Annotated in this window: 13 protein-coding genes; 7 read left to right on the forward strand and 6 right to left on the reverse strand. The window is 72.4% G+C overall.

Annotation, left to right across the window (positions count from 1 at the left end; genetic code table 11):
* Position 1: 1 nt before the first annotated feature.
* Positions 2-1,471, reverse strand: a complete 1,470-nt coding sequence (locus tag WMF24_RS10750; RefSeq protein ID WP_437736292.1) for a lysyl oxidase family protein — start codon at positions 1,469-1,471, stop codon at positions 2-4.
* Between the two features lie 167 nt (positions 1,472-1,638).
* Here WMF24_RS10750 and WMF24_RS10755 point away from each other — a divergent pair, with 167 nt between their 5' ends.
* The 3 genes from WMF24_RS10755 to WMF24_RS10765 are packed head-to-tail and all read left to right on the forward strand — an operon-like array spanning position 1,639 to position 5,015.
* A complete protein-coding gene (locus WMF24_RS10755; RefSeq protein WP_437736293.1) occupies positions 1,639-1,896 on the forward strand; it encodes a hypothetical protein in 258 nt (85 codons plus the stop codon).
* 6 nt (positions 1,897-1,902) lie between these two features.
* On the forward strand, positions 1,903-2,388 hold the full coding sequence (locus WMF24_RS10760; protein WP_437736294.1) for a helix-turn-helix domain-containing protein: 486 nt from the start codon (positions 1,903-1,905) through the stop codon (positions 2,386-2,388).
* Complete coding sequence (locus WMF24_RS10765) at positions 2,385-5,015, forward strand: VIT domain-containing protein (RefSeq protein ID WP_437736295.1); 2,631 nt, start codon at positions 2,385-2,387, stop codon at positions 5,013-5,015. Before WMF24_RS10760 ends, WMF24_RS10765 begins: the two co-directional genes overlap by 4 nt.
* Positions 5,016-5,060: 45 nt before the next feature.
* Here WMF24_RS10765 and WMF24_RS10770 read toward each other — a convergent pair whose 3' ends face one another.
* Both WMF24_RS10770 and WMF24_RS10775 read right to left on the reverse strand, forming a co-directional pair.
* Positions 5,061-6,044 carry an OmpA/MotB family protein gene (locus WMF24_RS10770; protein WP_437736296.1) on the reverse strand — a complete coding sequence of 328 codons (984 nt, stop codon included), beginning with the start codon at positions 6,042-6,044 and terminating at the stop codon, positions 5,061-5,063.
* A gap of 292 nt (positions 6,045-6,336) precedes the next feature.
* Positions 6,337-8,484, reverse strand: coding sequence for a carotenoid oxygenase family protein (locus WMF24_RS10775; RefSeq protein ID WP_437736297.1), 2,148 nt, complete (start codon positions 8,482-8,484; stop codon positions 6,337-6,339).
* Positions 8,485-8,784: 300 nt separating this feature from the next.
* On the opposite strand from WMF24_RS10775, the gene WMF24_RS10780 reads away from it, so the two are divergent.
* Positions 8,785-10,239, forward strand: a complete 1,455-nt coding sequence (locus tag WMF24_RS10780) for a hydroxysqualene dehydroxylase (protein WP_437736298.1) — start codon at positions 8,785-8,787, stop codon at positions 10,237-10,239.
* Between the two features lie 84 nt (positions 10,240-10,323).
* On the opposite strand, the gene WMF24_RS10785 is transcribed toward WMF24_RS10780, so the two are convergent.
* From WMF24_RS10785 to WMF24_RS10795, 3 genes are read right to left on the reverse strand one after another with little or no spacing between them, the layout of a single operon-like run.
* On the reverse strand, positions 10,324-11,427 hold the full coding sequence (locus tag WMF24_RS10785) for an NAD(P)/FAD-dependent oxidoreductase (RefSeq protein ID WP_437736299.1): 1,104 nt from the start codon (positions 11,425-11,427) through the stop codon (positions 10,324-10,326).
* Positions 11,424-12,017, reverse strand: a complete 594-nt coding sequence (locus tag WMF24_RS10790) for an isoprenylcysteine carboxyl methyltransferase family protein (RefSeq protein WP_437736300.1) — start codon at positions 12,015-12,017, stop codon at positions 11,424-11,426. Before WMF24_RS10790 ends, WMF24_RS10785 begins: the two co-directional genes overlap by 4 nt.
* Positions 12,011-13,108, reverse strand: coding sequence for a type III polyketide synthase (locus WMF24_RS10795; protein WP_437736301.1), 1,098 nt, complete (start codon positions 13,106-13,108; stop codon positions 12,011-12,013). Before WMF24_RS10795 ends, WMF24_RS10790 begins: the two co-directional genes overlap by 7 nt.
* A gap of 189 nt (positions 13,109-13,297) precedes the next feature.
* On the opposite strand from WMF24_RS10795, the gene WMF24_RS10800 reads away from it, so the two are divergent.
* The 3 genes from WMF24_RS10800 (at position 13,298) to WMF24_RS10810 (ending at position 14,897) form a co-directional block, all read left to right on the forward strand.
* Positions 13,298-13,669 carry a DMT family transporter gene (locus WMF24_RS10800; protein ID WP_437736302.1) on the forward strand — a complete coding sequence of 124 codons (372 nt, stop codon included), beginning with the start codon at positions 13,298-13,300 and terminating at the stop codon, positions 13,667-13,669.
* A 106-nt stretch (positions 13,670-13,775) separates the two neighbouring features.
* Complete coding sequence (locus tag WMF24_RS10805) at positions 13,776-14,408, forward strand: DUF6151 family protein (RefSeq protein ID WP_437736303.1); 633 nt, start codon at positions 13,776-13,778, stop codon at positions 14,406-14,408.
* Between the two features lie 48 nt (positions 14,409-14,456).
* The gene (locus tag WMF24_RS10810; RefSeq protein ID WP_437736304.1) at positions 14,457-14,897 is read left to right on the forward strand and encodes a DUF3574 domain-containing protein; all 441 of its coding nucleotides are present in this window, start codon (positions 14,457-14,459) and stop codon (positions 14,895-14,897) included.
* Positions 14,898-15,026 lie beyond the last annotated feature (129 nt).

Here is a 15,026-nt window from a genome sequence, read left to right on the forward strand (position 1 = left end):
ACTACGGAACGGCCGCGGTCGCGGCCACGTCGCACGTGAACGGCGACAGCGCGTCGTACGACCCGACGAGCACCGTGTAGACGCCGCTGTCCGGGCACACGAACGGCGCCTGGGGGCAGTAGCCGCACGCGTCGTCGACCGAGGCGAGCGCCTCGGCCCAGGTGCAGCCCGAGACGCCGTCGCACACCCGGATCATCGGATCGTCCGCACAGGTGCCGCCCGAGCAGCCGCAGCCCACCGTGATCGGCGCGCCGGGGGTGCAGGGCACGCCCTCGAACCCGGGCGCGATCGACCAGCCGCAGTCGCGGTTCTCGCCCCCCCGGAAGCCGGGGCACGCCGCGAGCGGGTCGCCGGGGGTCGTCGGGACGTCCTCCGGGATCGTCACCGGGACCTCGACCGTGTTGTTGTCGTAGTTGCTCTCCGGCAGCGTGCGATCGTGGTTGATCGAGATGCGGAGCAGGTAATCGCCCGCCGCCACGCCGGTGATGTCGACCCACTGGCAGTCGAGGCCGGCGCCGTACACGTCGCTCCAGCCGCGCTGGATGCCCTGGAAGCCGCAGTGGTAGCGCGGCGACGTCGGCGCGCCCGGGACGCCGACGGGCCAGCTGTCGAGCAGGCAGAACGCCTGCTTGTGGCCGGTCGCGACGACGGTGCCGCTCGTGTCGAGGAGCTCGTACCGGGCGTAGCCGTTGAAGTGGTAGTGCGCGTGGCAGGCGGAGAACTCGAAGCCGGAGACGAGGGTCGGGTCGCCGAGGATCATGTCCGCCTCGCCGATGTTGGGCGTCTCCGTGGAGAAGCGCATCAGGCGGCGATCGCCCGCCGAGCCGACGCAGCCCTCCACGATCGCGCAGCTGTCCACCGGGAAGACCTCGTGCCCGATGCTCAGGCTCATCTGCGCCGCGTCCGCGGAGACCGTCAGATCGGGCAGCGGGCACGTCGCGCCCGGCTCGAGCCGCGCGCAGGTGCCCATGAAGCCCCCGAGGCAGCAGGTCTCGCCCTCCGCGCAGTCGCTGTCGGACGCGCACAGCGCCGACGCGGCGGGCTGCTCCTCGACCTCGATCACGACGTCGAACGAGCCCTGATCGAGGCTCACGTCGTCCGCCCCGGCGCGGAAGCGCAGCGCGACCGTCGTGCGCTGATCCGGGTACACGTCGAACCACTGGGGGTTCGGCGAGATGAGCTGCGCGCCCACCGTCTCCGCCGTGCCGTCCAGGTTCAGGCGCTCGAGACGCCAGCCCTCCTGGAGCCAGGTGTAATAGCTGCCGGTCGGCACGTCCGCGCTCAGGCGGATCCGGTTCGGGTCATCCTCGGTGTTGAAGAAGAGCGTGCTCTGGGGGCCCTGGACCGTCACGATGCCGTCGCGCAGCCGGTACATGGTGCCGGAAGCCGCCTGGCCGACCAGGCTCATCTCGACCTGCCCGGTCTCCTCGTCCTTCGCCTCCTCCCCCGTACATCCCACGAGAGCGATCATCCCAAAGAGCGCAGCATATGTAAGCTTCATGCGACCCGCCGTCCTCCTCGCCTCTCCGCCTCGAAACACTTGATGCCGCCACGCACCGGCTCCTTCGCTGAAAGATCCCGGCACGCGCGAACTTCTCAGGACATCACGCGACCCCGGAACTGTCCATCGGTCACGACATGCCGCAGGCGCTTCACGACATGCCGCAGGCGCTTCACGACATGCCGCAGGCGCTTCACGACATGCCGCAGGCGCTTCACGACATGCCGCAGGCGCTTCGCGACATGCCGCAGGCGCTCGATCGACGTTCCGCGGGCACGCGATCTATCTACGCACCAGATCGCTCGATCTTCACACCGCGGACGCCGCGATTGAGAGACGAGATCGTGCTGCCGTTGACTGTCGACACTGTCTACTTGACAGTTGTTGTGTCATGATGAAGGATGCTCCCCGTGACGACGTACAAGCTCGACGAGCTCGCGGGCGAGGCGGGCGTGGCGCCGCGCACGGTGCGGTACTACGTGCAGCGCGGCCTCTTGCCGGCCCCGGAGTTCCGCGGGAAGGACACCTCCTACGGGCGCGAGCACCTCGCCAGGCTCCGCGCCATCAAGGTCCTCCAGCAGGCGCACCTGCCGCTCGAGGAGATCCAGGCGCGCCTCGCGGGCGCGGGCGTTGACGAGATCGAGCGCATCGCGCGCGGCGCTCCGGCGGCCGGCGCCGACGGCGCGGCGGCGGCGCTCTGCCCCGGCCCGGGCGACGCGGCCGCGACGCCGGCCGCCGGAGCGCCGCGCGGCGAGCGCTGGGAGCGGGTCGAGATCGCCGACGGCGTGGAGCTCCACGTGCGGAGCGACGCGCCGGAGCGCTCGCGGCGCATCGCCCTCGATATCGAGTCTCGTTACGCAACCCTTGCCCCGAAAGGCTCGCGATGAACCCGTCCACCGATGTGTCGCAACCGGCGCCGATGTCGTGTCTCCGCTCCTCCGAGGGCCACCCGGTCCCGCTGCTCGGCGTCTCGCTGTCGGGAGAGGTCGTCGGCGGCGCGGCGCGGCTCGTCGTGCGGCAGCGCTACCGGAACGAGGAGCGCCGGCCGATCGAGGCGATATACACCTTCCCGCTGCCCGGCGAGGCGAGCATCGCCGGCTTCGCCATGGAGTGCGCCGGCCGCCGGCTGGAGGGGGAGGTCAAGGAGCGCGAAGAGGCGTTCCGGGCCTACGACGAGGCGATCGCCACGGGGCACGGCGCGGCGCTCCTCGACGAGGAGCGGCGCAACGTGTTCACGGCGAGCGTCGGCAACCTCCTGCCCGGGGAGGAGACGGTCGTGGAGGTCGCGTTCGTGCAGGCGCTGAAGGCCGACGAGGGGGCGCTGCGGCTCATGATCCCGACCCTCGTCGCGCCCCGGTACATCCCGGGCGCGCCGCAGGGGGACAGGACGGGGCACGGCGCGAAGGAGCCGACGGACGCGGTGCCCGACGCGGATCGCATCTCGCCGGAGATCGCGCGGGTGGACTACGGCATCACGGTGGACATCGTCTTCGATCTCGGGCGCGACGTCGCGATCGAGAGCCCGTCGCACGCGGTCGAGGTGCGCCGCGAGGAGGGCCATCGCCAGCGCGTCTCGCTGCGGGACGGCCGGGCGGCGCTGGACCGGGACATCGTGCTGCTCGCCGCGGGCGCGCCGGGGGTGCAGGCGGGGCTCGTCTGCGACAGGCGCGCCGGCCAGGAGGGGACGTTCGCGCTCACGGTGGTGCCGGACCTGTTCGACGCGAAGCGGGCGGCCGCCCGGCGCGACGTCGTGTTCGTCGTCGACGTGTCGGGGTCGATGCAGGGCGAGTCGATCGACCAGGCGAGGCGCGCGCTGCGCCTGTGCCTGCGGCACCTCGCCGAGGGCGACAGGTTCGGGGTGATCGCCTTCTCGAGCGACTTCCGCGCGATGGATCCGGCGCTCACGCCGTTCACGCAGCGGACCCTGGAGCGCGCGGACGCGTTCGTTGCGGGCCTCGCGGCGCACGGGGGCACGGAGATGCTGAAGCCGCTGCTCGCGGCCGCGGGCATGCTCGGCGACGCGGAGCGCGACCGCGTGATCGTCCTGCTGACGGACGGCCAGGTGGGGAACGAGGCCGAGATCGTCGACCGTGTCGTCGAGGCGGGCAAGGGGGTGCGGGTCTACACGTTCGGCATCGGGACGAACGTGAGCGATCTGCTCGTGAACGATCTCGCGCGGAGGACGCAGGGGGCCGCGGAGCTCATCCACCCGGGCGAGCGCATCGACGAGAAGGTGACGGCGCAGTTCGCGCGGGCGACGGCGGTCCGGGTGGCGGGGGTCACGGCGCGCTTCGAGGGGGTCGACGTGGGCGAGCTCGCGCCGGCCGAGCCGCCGGCGCTCGTGGACGGCGAGCCGTGGGTGCTCCACGGCCGCTACGCGGCGCCGGGGGTGGGGCGCCTCCAGATCCGCGGGCGCCTGCGCGGGGAGAGCTTCTACCTGGAGGTGCCGGTCGAGCTGGAGGCGGAGGCGTCGCGGCCCGGGCTCGAGGCGCTGTGGGCGGGCGCGCGGGTCCGGGAGCTCGAGGAGGCGGAGCGAGGGCTGTCCGGGAAGCGCGCGGAGGCGATGCGGAAGCGCATCGTGGATCTCGCGGTGCGGCACCGGGTCGCGTCGAGGCACGCGTCGTTCGTCGTGATCGAGCGGCGCACGGGCGACCGGCGGGCGCACGGGCAGCCCGAGGCGAGGCCGGTGCCGGTGAGCGCGCCGGCGGGGTGGGGGATGTCGGGCCGGCCGGCGGCACGGATGACGGCGTTCGCCGCGATGGCGGCGCCGAGGGGGGTCGTGGCAGGGCCGGCGTATGCGCCGCAGCGGTTTTCTCTCTCGTCCGCGCACCCGGTGAAGAGCTTGGCTCCCGCGACGCCCGTCGCGGCCGCGCCCGCGCCCAGGTCGCCGTCGGCCGCTGGTGGCCTCTTGTCGCGCGCGAAGCAGCTCTTCCAGCCGAGCGCGGGGGCGACGTCCGCGGAGGGCTCGGCCGGGGCGGCGGGCGCCGCCGCGCCGAGGGGCGGCGCGGCGCCGGGCGGACCCGCTGGGCCGCAGCGCTCTGCCGGACTGATGACGGCCGCGGCGCCGGCGCCGAGCGCTGCGCCCGCGGCGAACCAGGGCGCGGGGAGCCAGGGGGGCGGCCTGGAGCGCGTCTTCGAGGAGCAGCTCGCGTCCGGGCTCTGGGAGCGCGGGGAGCCGACAGATCTCGGGCGGCTCACCAGCACGGCGCTGTGCCTCGCGACGTGCCACGAGCAGGGGGTCGACTCGGCCCACCCGATCTACGGCGCGCAGGTGGCCAAGGCGGTCGAGGCGCTCTGCGCGCTGGCTGCGACGCTGCTGCAGGCGGGCGGCGCGGACAGGGAGGTGGCCGCGGCGCTCTCGGCGGCCTACCTCGCGGCGAGCGGGCGGCGGCTGCGGGCGCGGGTCCGCGACGTGGCGGCGGCCGCGGCGTCGGAGGAGGCGCGCGCGCTCGTGGGCGAGCTCGGGGACGCCGGGGCGCTCAGGAGGAGGGTCGAGGTGCTCCGCGGCGCATGAGGGGATCGCCGCGGCCGGGCAGCCGCGGCATGGCTCGGGTCGGCCTCAGGGGTACGTGTCGTCGCCGCTCGGCACGCGGGCTCCCGGACGGGCGTCTCCCGCCGGACGCGCATCGCCAGCCGGGCGCGCGTCGCCGGCGGGGCGTGCGTCGCCAGCCGGGCGCGCTTCGCCTGCCGGGGCGGCGCCGCCGCTCGGGCCTTCCACGAGCTGCGCCGTCCCCTCGATCACGATCTCCAGCCGCGGATCCGGCGCTTGCGCGGGCGCACCGCCGCCGCCCGCGTCGGCGGGCGCCAGATCGGCGAAGGCCGCGAGGCTCAGGCGCGCGACGGGCAGGCCGGCCTCCTTGGGCTGCGCAAGGAAGAGCAGGACGGCGCGCGCCTGGGCGACCGTCACGTCCCAGCCGTTGCGCCACGCCACGCCGGGCGCGCCGCCGCTCGTCGTGTGGCCGACGACCTGGTAGCTGAGGCCCTTCAGCGGCTCGTTGGCGCGGATGATCGCGGCGATGTCCCGCAGCGTCTTCTCGCCCGCCGGGGAGAACGCGTCGCGGTTGCCCTTGAACAGGACGCGCGTCGGGATCGAGATGACCACGCGCCCGTCGCGCGGCGCGACAGCGAGCTCCCCGGCGGCGACCGGGAGGAACGCCCGCAGGACGCCGCTGTCGCGCTCGGGCGACGGGCGCGCCACGGCCGCGTCGCCGCGCGGAAGCCCGGTGCTGACGTCGAGCCCCTCCGCGCCCAGCGGATCCTCACGCGGGGGCGCCGCCGCGCCCCCGCGCGCGACCTCCTCCTCGAGCTGGCGGATGCGCTGCTGGCTCGTCTGGAGGTCGCGCTGGAGGCGCTCGGACCTGTCGAGCTGGGCCTGCCACTCGAACTCGGTGTACCCGCACCCGACGAGGAGCGCGGGCGCGAGCAGCGCGGCCAGGCGGCGTCCGACGCCCGCGGCCCGGGAGAGGGCAGGGTGGGGGAGAGAAGGAGCGACCTCGGCGCTTCCTCTCTCGCTCGCTGCGACACCCATGACAGGCAATTGCACTTGGCAGGCTCCTTCTCGCCGGATCATCCGGATCCATCCTCCTCGCGCCCGTGCGCTGAGCGGGCGGGAGCCTATCCGAGCGGCCCTGGTCCCACAAGGCGCACGCGCCCGGCGATGGACGCCGGGTCGAACGAACTCGCTCGACGTCGGCCGATCGCGGGACGTCACGCGCCGCGCGAGCGCTCAGGCGAGCTGGCGCGCGAGCCCCATCCTCGCGTCGCTCGCGAGCGGGCCGAAGCCGAGGGGCGCTGCGTTCTCACGCACCTGTGCGGCACCGGTGACGTGGGCTGGATCAGCCCCCCGGCTCCGCCGCGCCCAGCCCGTCCGGCGCGGCAGAACGCTGTTGGATATACGCCGGGAAGATCTCCTCGGCGAAGAGCCTCTTCAAATCATGAAGCGCATCGTCGATCCCGTGGTCGTCCTTCGGATCTACATGATAGCTCGCGTTTGATCTCTCGATCCGCGGCATCCAGGCGGTGTGCAGCGTGAAACCGAACTTGAAGTCCGGGCTCTCGAGCTTGGCCACAGGACCCCTGCCGAGACCGTCAGCGTCGAAGACCCACAACTGGCGCACCGCACGCCCCTCCGCTTCGCCGACCACGAGGGCGACGATCCAGCCCTTGTCCTTCGCGCCGCTCGGGTGCGGCACGAACTGGGGCGAGGACATCATCAGATTGCGCTCGAGATGATAACGATCCACGATCGTCATCGTCCTCGTATCGACGCTGAACAGACAGGGGGACGGCGGGGCCCTCTCGCTCACGCTCCGGACCTCCTCGACCTTCATGACCCGATCGTCCGCGCCTGCATAGAGGTTGAACACGAACTCCGTGAGCAGCTCGGGCCAGAAGCCATTCGAGAACCAGTAGAGCTTGTCGAGCCGGCCCGGGAGCTCGTCCCACGCGGGGACGCCATGGGCGGTACAGAGCGCGAGGGTCCACATCGCGTCAGCGTCTGCGAGTTGCCGTGCATCCAGCACCTTGCCAGTCGTGCCGTCGATGACATAGCGCCCGAGGCGGCCCACGTCGGCCGCGCCCGTCACCATGCCAGAAAGGTACCCCTTCACGGGTTCTTGTGTCCATGGCAAGACGTCGTACGGGCGCACCCACTCCGCAATGTCGACGGCCGAGCCGTGCCCTACGTGCAGCGTGATTCGATCCCCGGGATTGTCATAGTCGGCCAGGAAGTGGACCGCGCTGTACGGCAGCCGCGCCGGCGTCGCCGTCACCTTCCACGATTTGTCTTTTCTGGCTTCCTCGAGGTGGGCACGGCGGATGATGTAGAGCGGCATGTCCGGCAGAGCGCGCCGTGAGTGGATCAGGCGCAGCAGACGGTCGAACCCCGGCTCCTGACAGATTTGATGGTAAAACTGGTTCAGCGCGACCTTGAAGCTGGTATCAGCGAGGATGATGTAGTCTTGCGTGACGGCGAGCTGGTGCATGCTGTTTGCGATATGAACCGGACCGCCGTCAGGTAGCACGACGCTCCAGCTCTCGACGCCCCCGTGACCGTCCCAGCGCACGAGCCGGAGGCCGCTCTCATTGATGAGCGGCCTCGCCAGGAGCGCGACGAGCGACCAGAGGGCCGAGACGGTCCCCTGCGCCGCTTCCAGCCAGCTCGCGTCCTGATCGAGCGACCTCACGAACGCATTCGCCGCGGGTATGGCCCGCTGGAGCCGCTCGGCAAGCTTCTCCAGGCCGTCGATGAACCTCGTTTTCAGCTCCTTCTCCGTATCGTCGGCCCCTGATGCCGCCTTCACCGATGAGCGCTGATTCTTCTTCGATGGGTGCTGAGATGTTGGCGTTCTCCCGACAAGAATGCTGCTGATGTCGCGCGTGTAGTTGACCGCGAAGAGGTGACCGGTCTTCATGTCCCACACCGGATGGGCCGTCGTGAGAACGAGCTTGAATGGCTGCGCGAAGCGATCGCTGAACTCGCCCATCCACTCTTCGTTCTTGCCGACCGGGGTGATGGTCTCGAGCGTCACGGGGTCGATCTCGATGGGGCGACCGACGTCATACGTGACGAGCAGACGCGTCCCGTCTCTGGCAGGCATCGGGACGAGCGCCGTGTTGCCGAAATTGCGCACGCCCAGCAGCGACATGCGCGCGATGCCGCAATTCCTGAAGGCGAGGGTTGACCAGTCTTTCGACTCCCTGGTCACCTTGTCGGCGTAGAAACAGGGCGGCTTCACCAGGCGGCTCTTCACGCGCGCGAGCTGGCTGCCGGGGTAGAAGTCGACCCGGTAAACCATCCCGTCACCGTTCAGCAGCGTGTTCCGGCGCGGTTCGCCCTCCGTGTCGCCGTGGTTCCCCACGGGAGCGACGATGAACAGGTGACCGAGCAGCCCGTCGGGGATACACCCCTCGACGCAGAGCAGCTTACCCTGAAATTCTTTACGGTGTATCTCTGTGGCAGCGCGGGGGAACGATGGCTTCACGCCTATCTCCTCTCTGTGGTGCGAGAACGGATCCGGTCGTCGACGCGCAAACCGCGGAGCGCAACCGCTCCGTGTTACCAAACACTTCCCCAGGTTGGTTTTCCATCGGCGTGTGGGCAAAGCAAGAAACCCACAGATCTCGGCTCCGTCTGTTTGCTCTTGCTCCGCGCGAATCGTGGTACGCTGCAGCAAATCATGCGGATACGACGTGCGGGGAGCGCCCCTGAGGGGCTGAGGACCTGGCCGTTTTCGCGCGGGGGCGAGCGCGTCGCGCCGCTCGTCCCCCGAGGCCTTCCGCGCGTGCCAGCGCCCCTCCGGGCGGTGATCGTCGGCGGCGGCATCGCCGGCGTGTCTGCCGCGACCGTGCTCGCCGAGCGCGGCGCGTCCGTTACCCTGATAGAGCGCGAACCCGTGCTGGGAGGCCGGATCAGCGCCTGGACAGAGCACCTCCCGGACGGCACCGCGTTTCAGATGGAGCGCGGCTTTCACGCGTTCTTCCGCCAGTATTACAACCTGCGATCGCTGCTCGCGCGGATCGACCCCGCGGGGCGCCTGCTCACGCCGCTCTCCGACTATCCGCTGCTCGGCCCCGGAGGCGCGCGGGAATCCATCGCAGGGCTGCCCCGCCAGACGCCGCTGAACGTCCTCGCCCTGCTCGCGCGCTCGCGCTCGGTCAGGCTCCGGGACCTCCTTCGCGTGGACTTCCGCAGGGGCCTGGAGATGCTGGCCTTCGACGGCGAACGCACCTACCGCGCGTTCGACGGGCAATCGGCGAGGGCGTTTCTCGACGGGCTCCGCCTGCCGCCCACGGCGCGCCGGATGCTCTTCGAGGTCTTCGCACACTCGTTCTTCAACCCCGAGGACGAGATGTCGGCCGCCGAGCTCCTCGCCATGTTCCATTTCTATTTTCTTGGCAACCCGGAGGGGCTGCTCTTCGACGTGCTGAGCGAGCCGTTCTCGGTCGCCCTCTGGGAGCAGTTCGAGCGCCGCCTCGAGGCGCTCGGCGCGCGCGTGCTGGTCCGTACGGAGGCGACGCGCATCCTGCCCGGCGCCGGCGGCTGGGAGGTGCACCTCGGAGGGGACCGCGCGCCAATGCTCGCGGACGCGGTGGTGCTGGCCGTGACGGTGCCCGCCCTGCAGGCGATCGTCGCCAGCTCGCCGGCGCTCGGCGACGCCGCATGGCGCGCGCGCGTCGCCCGGCTCGCGGTGACCCGCCCGTTCGTCGTCTGGCGTCTCTGGCTCGATCGACAGACCGCGCCGGGACGGTACCCGTTCGCGGGCACGGCCGGCTTCGGGCTGCTCGAAAACATTTCGTTGTTCCACCTCTTCCAGAACGAATGTCGCCGCTGGGCGGAGCGCACGCGCGGCTCCGTGGTGGAGCTCCACGCCTATGCGGTTCCGCCGGGAATCGACGAGGCAGCGCTGCGCGCCGGCATGCTCGCCGGGCTGCACGCGCTCTGCCCGGAGCTGAGCGGCGCGCGCATGCTGCACGAGCGCTGGCTGTGGCGGCAGGATTGTCCCGCCTTCGCGCCGGGGTCGAGCGCCGAGCGGCCCGGCGTCGAGACGCCCTCGCCCGGCGTCGTCGTGGCCGGCGATTTCGTCCGCCTGCCCTTCCCCGCCGCGCTCATGGAGCGCGCCGCGAGCTCGGGCATCCTCGCGGCGAACACAATTCTCGCGCGCTCCGGCGTCGAGAGCGAGCCCCTCCGGTCGGTGCCGCGCCGCGGCCTGCTCGCGGGCCTGATGCCCGACGCCTGACGGGCGGACCTCGGCGCCACCCGCAGAGGCCTGCTCGCCACGGCAGCGTCGTCCTCGGGCGGCGCGGTATCCGGTGCGCCAGCCTCAGCGCGGGCCGAGCACCGCGCCGACCGCGCCGCGGAAGAGCCACGGAGCCAGCGCGAGCCCGGACAGGACGCCGTCGCGGAGGCGCGGACGCCGCGCGATGAACAGCACCGCGCGCGTCGCGACCGCGTAGCGCAGGAACGCCCGCCGGAACACGCGCGCGTACGCGGCGAGCGGGGCCGCGCCGCCGCCGCGGAGGGCCGCGTCGAGGGCGGTCGACAGCGCCGCCGCGCCGACGAGCGCGAGCGAGATCCCCTCGCCGGTGATCGCGTCGATGTAGCCGGCCGCGTCGCCGACCAGCGCGAAGCGGTCGTCGTGGAGCCGCGAGGACGCCCGCTCGAGCGGGCCGCTGCCGCGCGGCGTCGAGTCGGCTGGCACCCCGGCGAGCCGCTCGGCCAGCGACGGGAAGCGGCGCGCGAGCCGCTCGGCCGACGCGCGGCCGTCGAGCCGATCGCCGTCCCAGAGGAACGCGACGCCGACGCGCTCGGGCCCCGCGGGCGTGACGTACGCCTCGACGCCGTCGGCGAGGTGCACCTCGACGAACGTCGACCAGGGGGCGCACCGGAAGTGCTGGCGCAGGCCGAGCCGGCGCGGCCCCGACGGCGGCGCGTCCCAGCCGAGCGCGCGGCGCACGCGGGAGCCGAGCCCGTCCGCGCCGACCACGTAGCGCGCCTCGACGACGCGGCGCCGCGTGACGAGCCGCGCGCCGCCGTCCGTCCGCTCGACCCGCAAAAGCGGCTCGCCCGCCGCGAGCCGCGCGCCGGCCGCCAGCGCCCGCGCCGAGAGCGCCGCGGAGAGCGCCGTGCGGCGCACGCCGAGCCCGCCGGGCGCCGGCAGCGGCGCCTCGACGCGCAGGCCGTCCGCGCGGACGTACCGGATGCCCTCGATCGGCGCCCGCTCGGCCGGGTCGAGCTCGGAGAGCGCGCCGAGCTCCGCGAGCGCGCGGCAGCCCTCGGGCATCACGCCCTCGCCGCACGCCTTGTCGATGGGCCACGACGCCTGATCCAGGACGAGCACGTCGTGGCCCCGCAGCGCGCAGCCGATCGCGACAGCCAGGCCGGCGGGCCCGCCGCCGACGACGGCGACGTCGCACCGCGCGCTCACGGCGACGACGGCCGCTCCGGCGCGGCGCGGCGGCCCGGCACGAGCCGCGGCAGGCCGCCCATCCGCGCGGCGTACGAGGGGCCGAGCGCCTCCTCCTCGGCGCGGATGCGCACCGAGAGGACGAGCGCGTTGAGGGCGCTGAACACGAGCGCCGTGAGCCACGCGCCGTGAATCAGCGGGAGCGCGGCCATCTCGGCGATCACGGCCGCATAGTTCGGGTGGCGCAGGTAGCGATAAGGCCCGCCGGAGACCGGGGTCGCCCCGGGCACGACGATGATGCGCACGTTCCACTGCTCCCCGAGCGTGGTGATGACCCAGTAGCGGAGCCCCTGCGCGAGCAGCGCGACGGCGAGCGACGCGAAGCCGAGCAGCCCGGGGAACGGCCGCTCGAGCAGCACGACCTCGAGCGCGCACGCGGCGAGGAAGGCGCTGTGCATCAGCGCCATCACCCGGAAGTGGCGCTGCCCGACCTCGACGCCGCCCCTCGCGAAGGCGCGGCGCGCGTTGCGGCGCGAGATGACGAGCTCGGCCAGCCGCTCGATCGAGACGGCGCCGAGGAAGGCGAGGTAGAGCAGCGCCGAGGTCACCATCGGAGCAGCGCGATCTCCGCGCAGAAGCCCGGGCCGAACGCCATCATCACGCCGAAGTCCCCGGGCCTGGCGCTCGCCTCGTCGAGGAAGTCGCGCAGCACGAACAGCACCGACGCGGACGACACGTTGCCGATCTCGCGCAGCGAGCGCCACGAGCGGGCGAGCGCCTCCTCGGGCAGCTCGAGCGTCTCCGTGATCGCCTCGAGCACCTTCGGCCCGCCGGTGTGGACGATCCAGTGGCGGATGTCGCCGCGCGTCAGGCCGTGGCGCGCGAGGAACGCGTCGACGTCGCGCCGCACGTTGTCGCGCACGAGCGCCGGGACGCCGGCGGAGAGGATGACGCGGAAGCCGGTGTCCACGACGTCCCACCCCATGATGTGCTCGGTGTCGGGGTAGAAGACGGCCTGCGCGTCGAGCACCGCGGCGCCGCCCGCCCGGCCGCTCCTGCGGGCGGCCTGCGCGCCGCGCGCCACGACGGCGGCGGCGCCGTCGGCGAAGAGCTGCGCGGCGATGACGTTCGCCGCCGAGGTGTCGTCGCGCTGGAGCGTGAGCGAGCAGAGCTCGACCGAGAGCAGGAGCGACGTGTGCCCCGGGAAGGCGCGCAGCGTGTCGGTGATGCGCCCGACCCCGGCCACGCCGGCCACGCACCCGAGGCCGAAGACGGGCGTGCGCTTGATGTCGCGCCGGAAGCCGAGCCGGTTGACGAGCCGCGCGTCGAGGCTGGGCGCCGAGATGCCGGTGACCGAGACGAAGACGATGTGGTCGACGTCCTCGGGCCCGATGCCCGCGCGCTCGAGCGCGTCGCGGCAGGCGCGCTCGCCGAGCTCCATCGCGCACGCGCTCCAGCGGCGGTTCTGCTCGGCGAACGTCGAGGGGGCGTAGTATTCCTCGATCGGCAGCGCGAGGTGGCGCCCACGCACCTCGATCGCGCGCCGGACCCGCTCGACGAGCGCGAGCGCGTCGCCCTTGCCGGCCCAGAGCCGGCGCAGACCCGCGCACGTCTCGTCCTGTGTCGCGTAGTGCGGCGGCAGCGCCGTCCCCACCGCGGTGATCGTGGGCGCGAAGGGCATCTCCAGGACTTCGGCGCTCATGGCGGGCGGCAGTCTCGCACGCGGCAGGCGACCGACCACGACGATTTCGGCGTCAGGAACCCCCCGAGTCTCACCGGATCACGCGCGAGGAAGGCGCGCGCGCTTCACGGTTGATCCGTGCCGCCCGCTGCGCCAGAGGTCTCCCCGGAACGGCGAGCCCCGAGCGCGGGCGCTCGCCGCACAGCGGACATGGCTCAAGGTTACCTCTTCCTCATCATCGCCCTGCTCTTCAACGCGACCGCGAACATCCTCATGAAGCTGGCGTCTCGGCGCGTCCCTGCGATGGAGGGGCTGTCGCTCGTCCAGAAGGGGCTCGCGCTCGCGACGAACTACCACCTCGTGCTCGGGCTCGTGCTCTTCGCCTCGAACATCCTGTTCTACGTGCTCGCCCTGAAGCGCATCAACCTGTCGATCGCCTATCCGATCATGTCGTCGGGCGGGTTCCTGATCATCTCGGTCTTCTCGGTCTACTACCTGCGCGAGACGCTCACGGCGCTGCAGATCGGCGGCATCGTCATGATCGCGGCCGGGATCGCGATGGTCGCGTACAACATGAGCTAGGACCGGCGGAGCGGAGGGCGAGCTCAAGGCTGCCCGAAGACTCCCTCGACGCCGCGCGCGGCGAGAAGCGCGCGCGTCGCGCGTCGAGACGTGGTACGCGGGCGCCATGACCCGAGACGTAGAGCTCCAGTGTCGTTGCGGAAATGTCCACGGATGGCTGCGCGACGCGTCGCCGGCCGCGGTGAACCGCGTCGTCTGCTACTGCGACGACTGCCAGGCCTTCCTCCACCACCTCGGCCGCGCCGACCTGCTCGACGAGCGCGGCGGCTCGGACATCGTGCAGGTCGCTCCGTCGACGATCTCGTTCGATCGCGGCAGCGAGCAGATCGCCGCCGTGCGCCTCACGCCGAAGGCCATCTACCGCTGGTACGCGAGCTGCTGCAAGACGCCGCTCGGCAACACGGCGGCGCCGGCGCTGCCGTTCGTCGGCATCGTCACCGAGCTGTTCCAGCGAGCGCCGGGCGCGCGCCCGTGCGACGAGGTCTTCGGCGCGCCGCGCGGCCGGGTCTTCGGCAAGTTCGCGGTCGGCGAGCCGCCGCCCGGATCGGTGAGGCCGGGCGTGCGCCTCCTGGCGCGCACGATCGGAAAGCTGCTCGGCTGGAAGCTCCGCGGCGCCGCGTGGCCGCACCCGTTCTTCGATCGCGCGAGCGGCGAGCCGAAATACCCGGTCACGGTGCTGTCAACGGCCGAGCGCGACGCGCTGCGCCCGCTGTGCGGCCCGCGCCCCGCGCGCGCCTGACGAGCGCTGGACGGCAGCCCTGACGACCCGAACCCGGAGAGAGCCACCATGCCCAGCCGATCGCTCGCGTGTTCCCTGCTCGCCGTGATCCTCGCGGCCGCCGCGTGCGACAGCGCCGCGGACGGCGAGGGGCCCGCGCCGGGCGCCGACCTCACCTGCGACACAGGGGACCTGATGATCCGGACCGAGCTCTTCTTCGGCCTCGACCGGTTCGACGAGCCGCCTGTCACCCAGGAGGAATGGCAGGCGTTCGTCGATACCGAGGTGACCCCGCGCTTCCGGGACGGGCTGACGCAGTTCGACGTCGGCGGCCAGTACCTCGCGACGACGGATGAGCTGATCCGGGAGGACAGCAGGCTGATCATGCTGCTTCACGACGGCGGTCAGGCCGCCTCGGACAGCATCGAGGCCATCCGCGAGGAGTACAAGCGGCGGTTCAACCAGGAGTCCGTGCTGCGGATCGACGAGCCCGTCTGCATCGATTTCTGACGGCCATTGACGTCGGCCGACGTCGACCGACGTCGACCCGCCCGGGACGCGCGCCTGTGTCCTGACACAGAATCTCCGGCGCACGCGCGAAGGTCCTCGACGCGAAGATTCTTGACCTGAAAGGAACGC

Source organism: Sorangium sp. So ce1335, assembly GCF_051521615.1.
Taxonomy (GTDB): domain Bacteria; phylum Myxococcota_A; class Polyangia; order Polyangiales; family Polyangiaceae; genus Sorangium.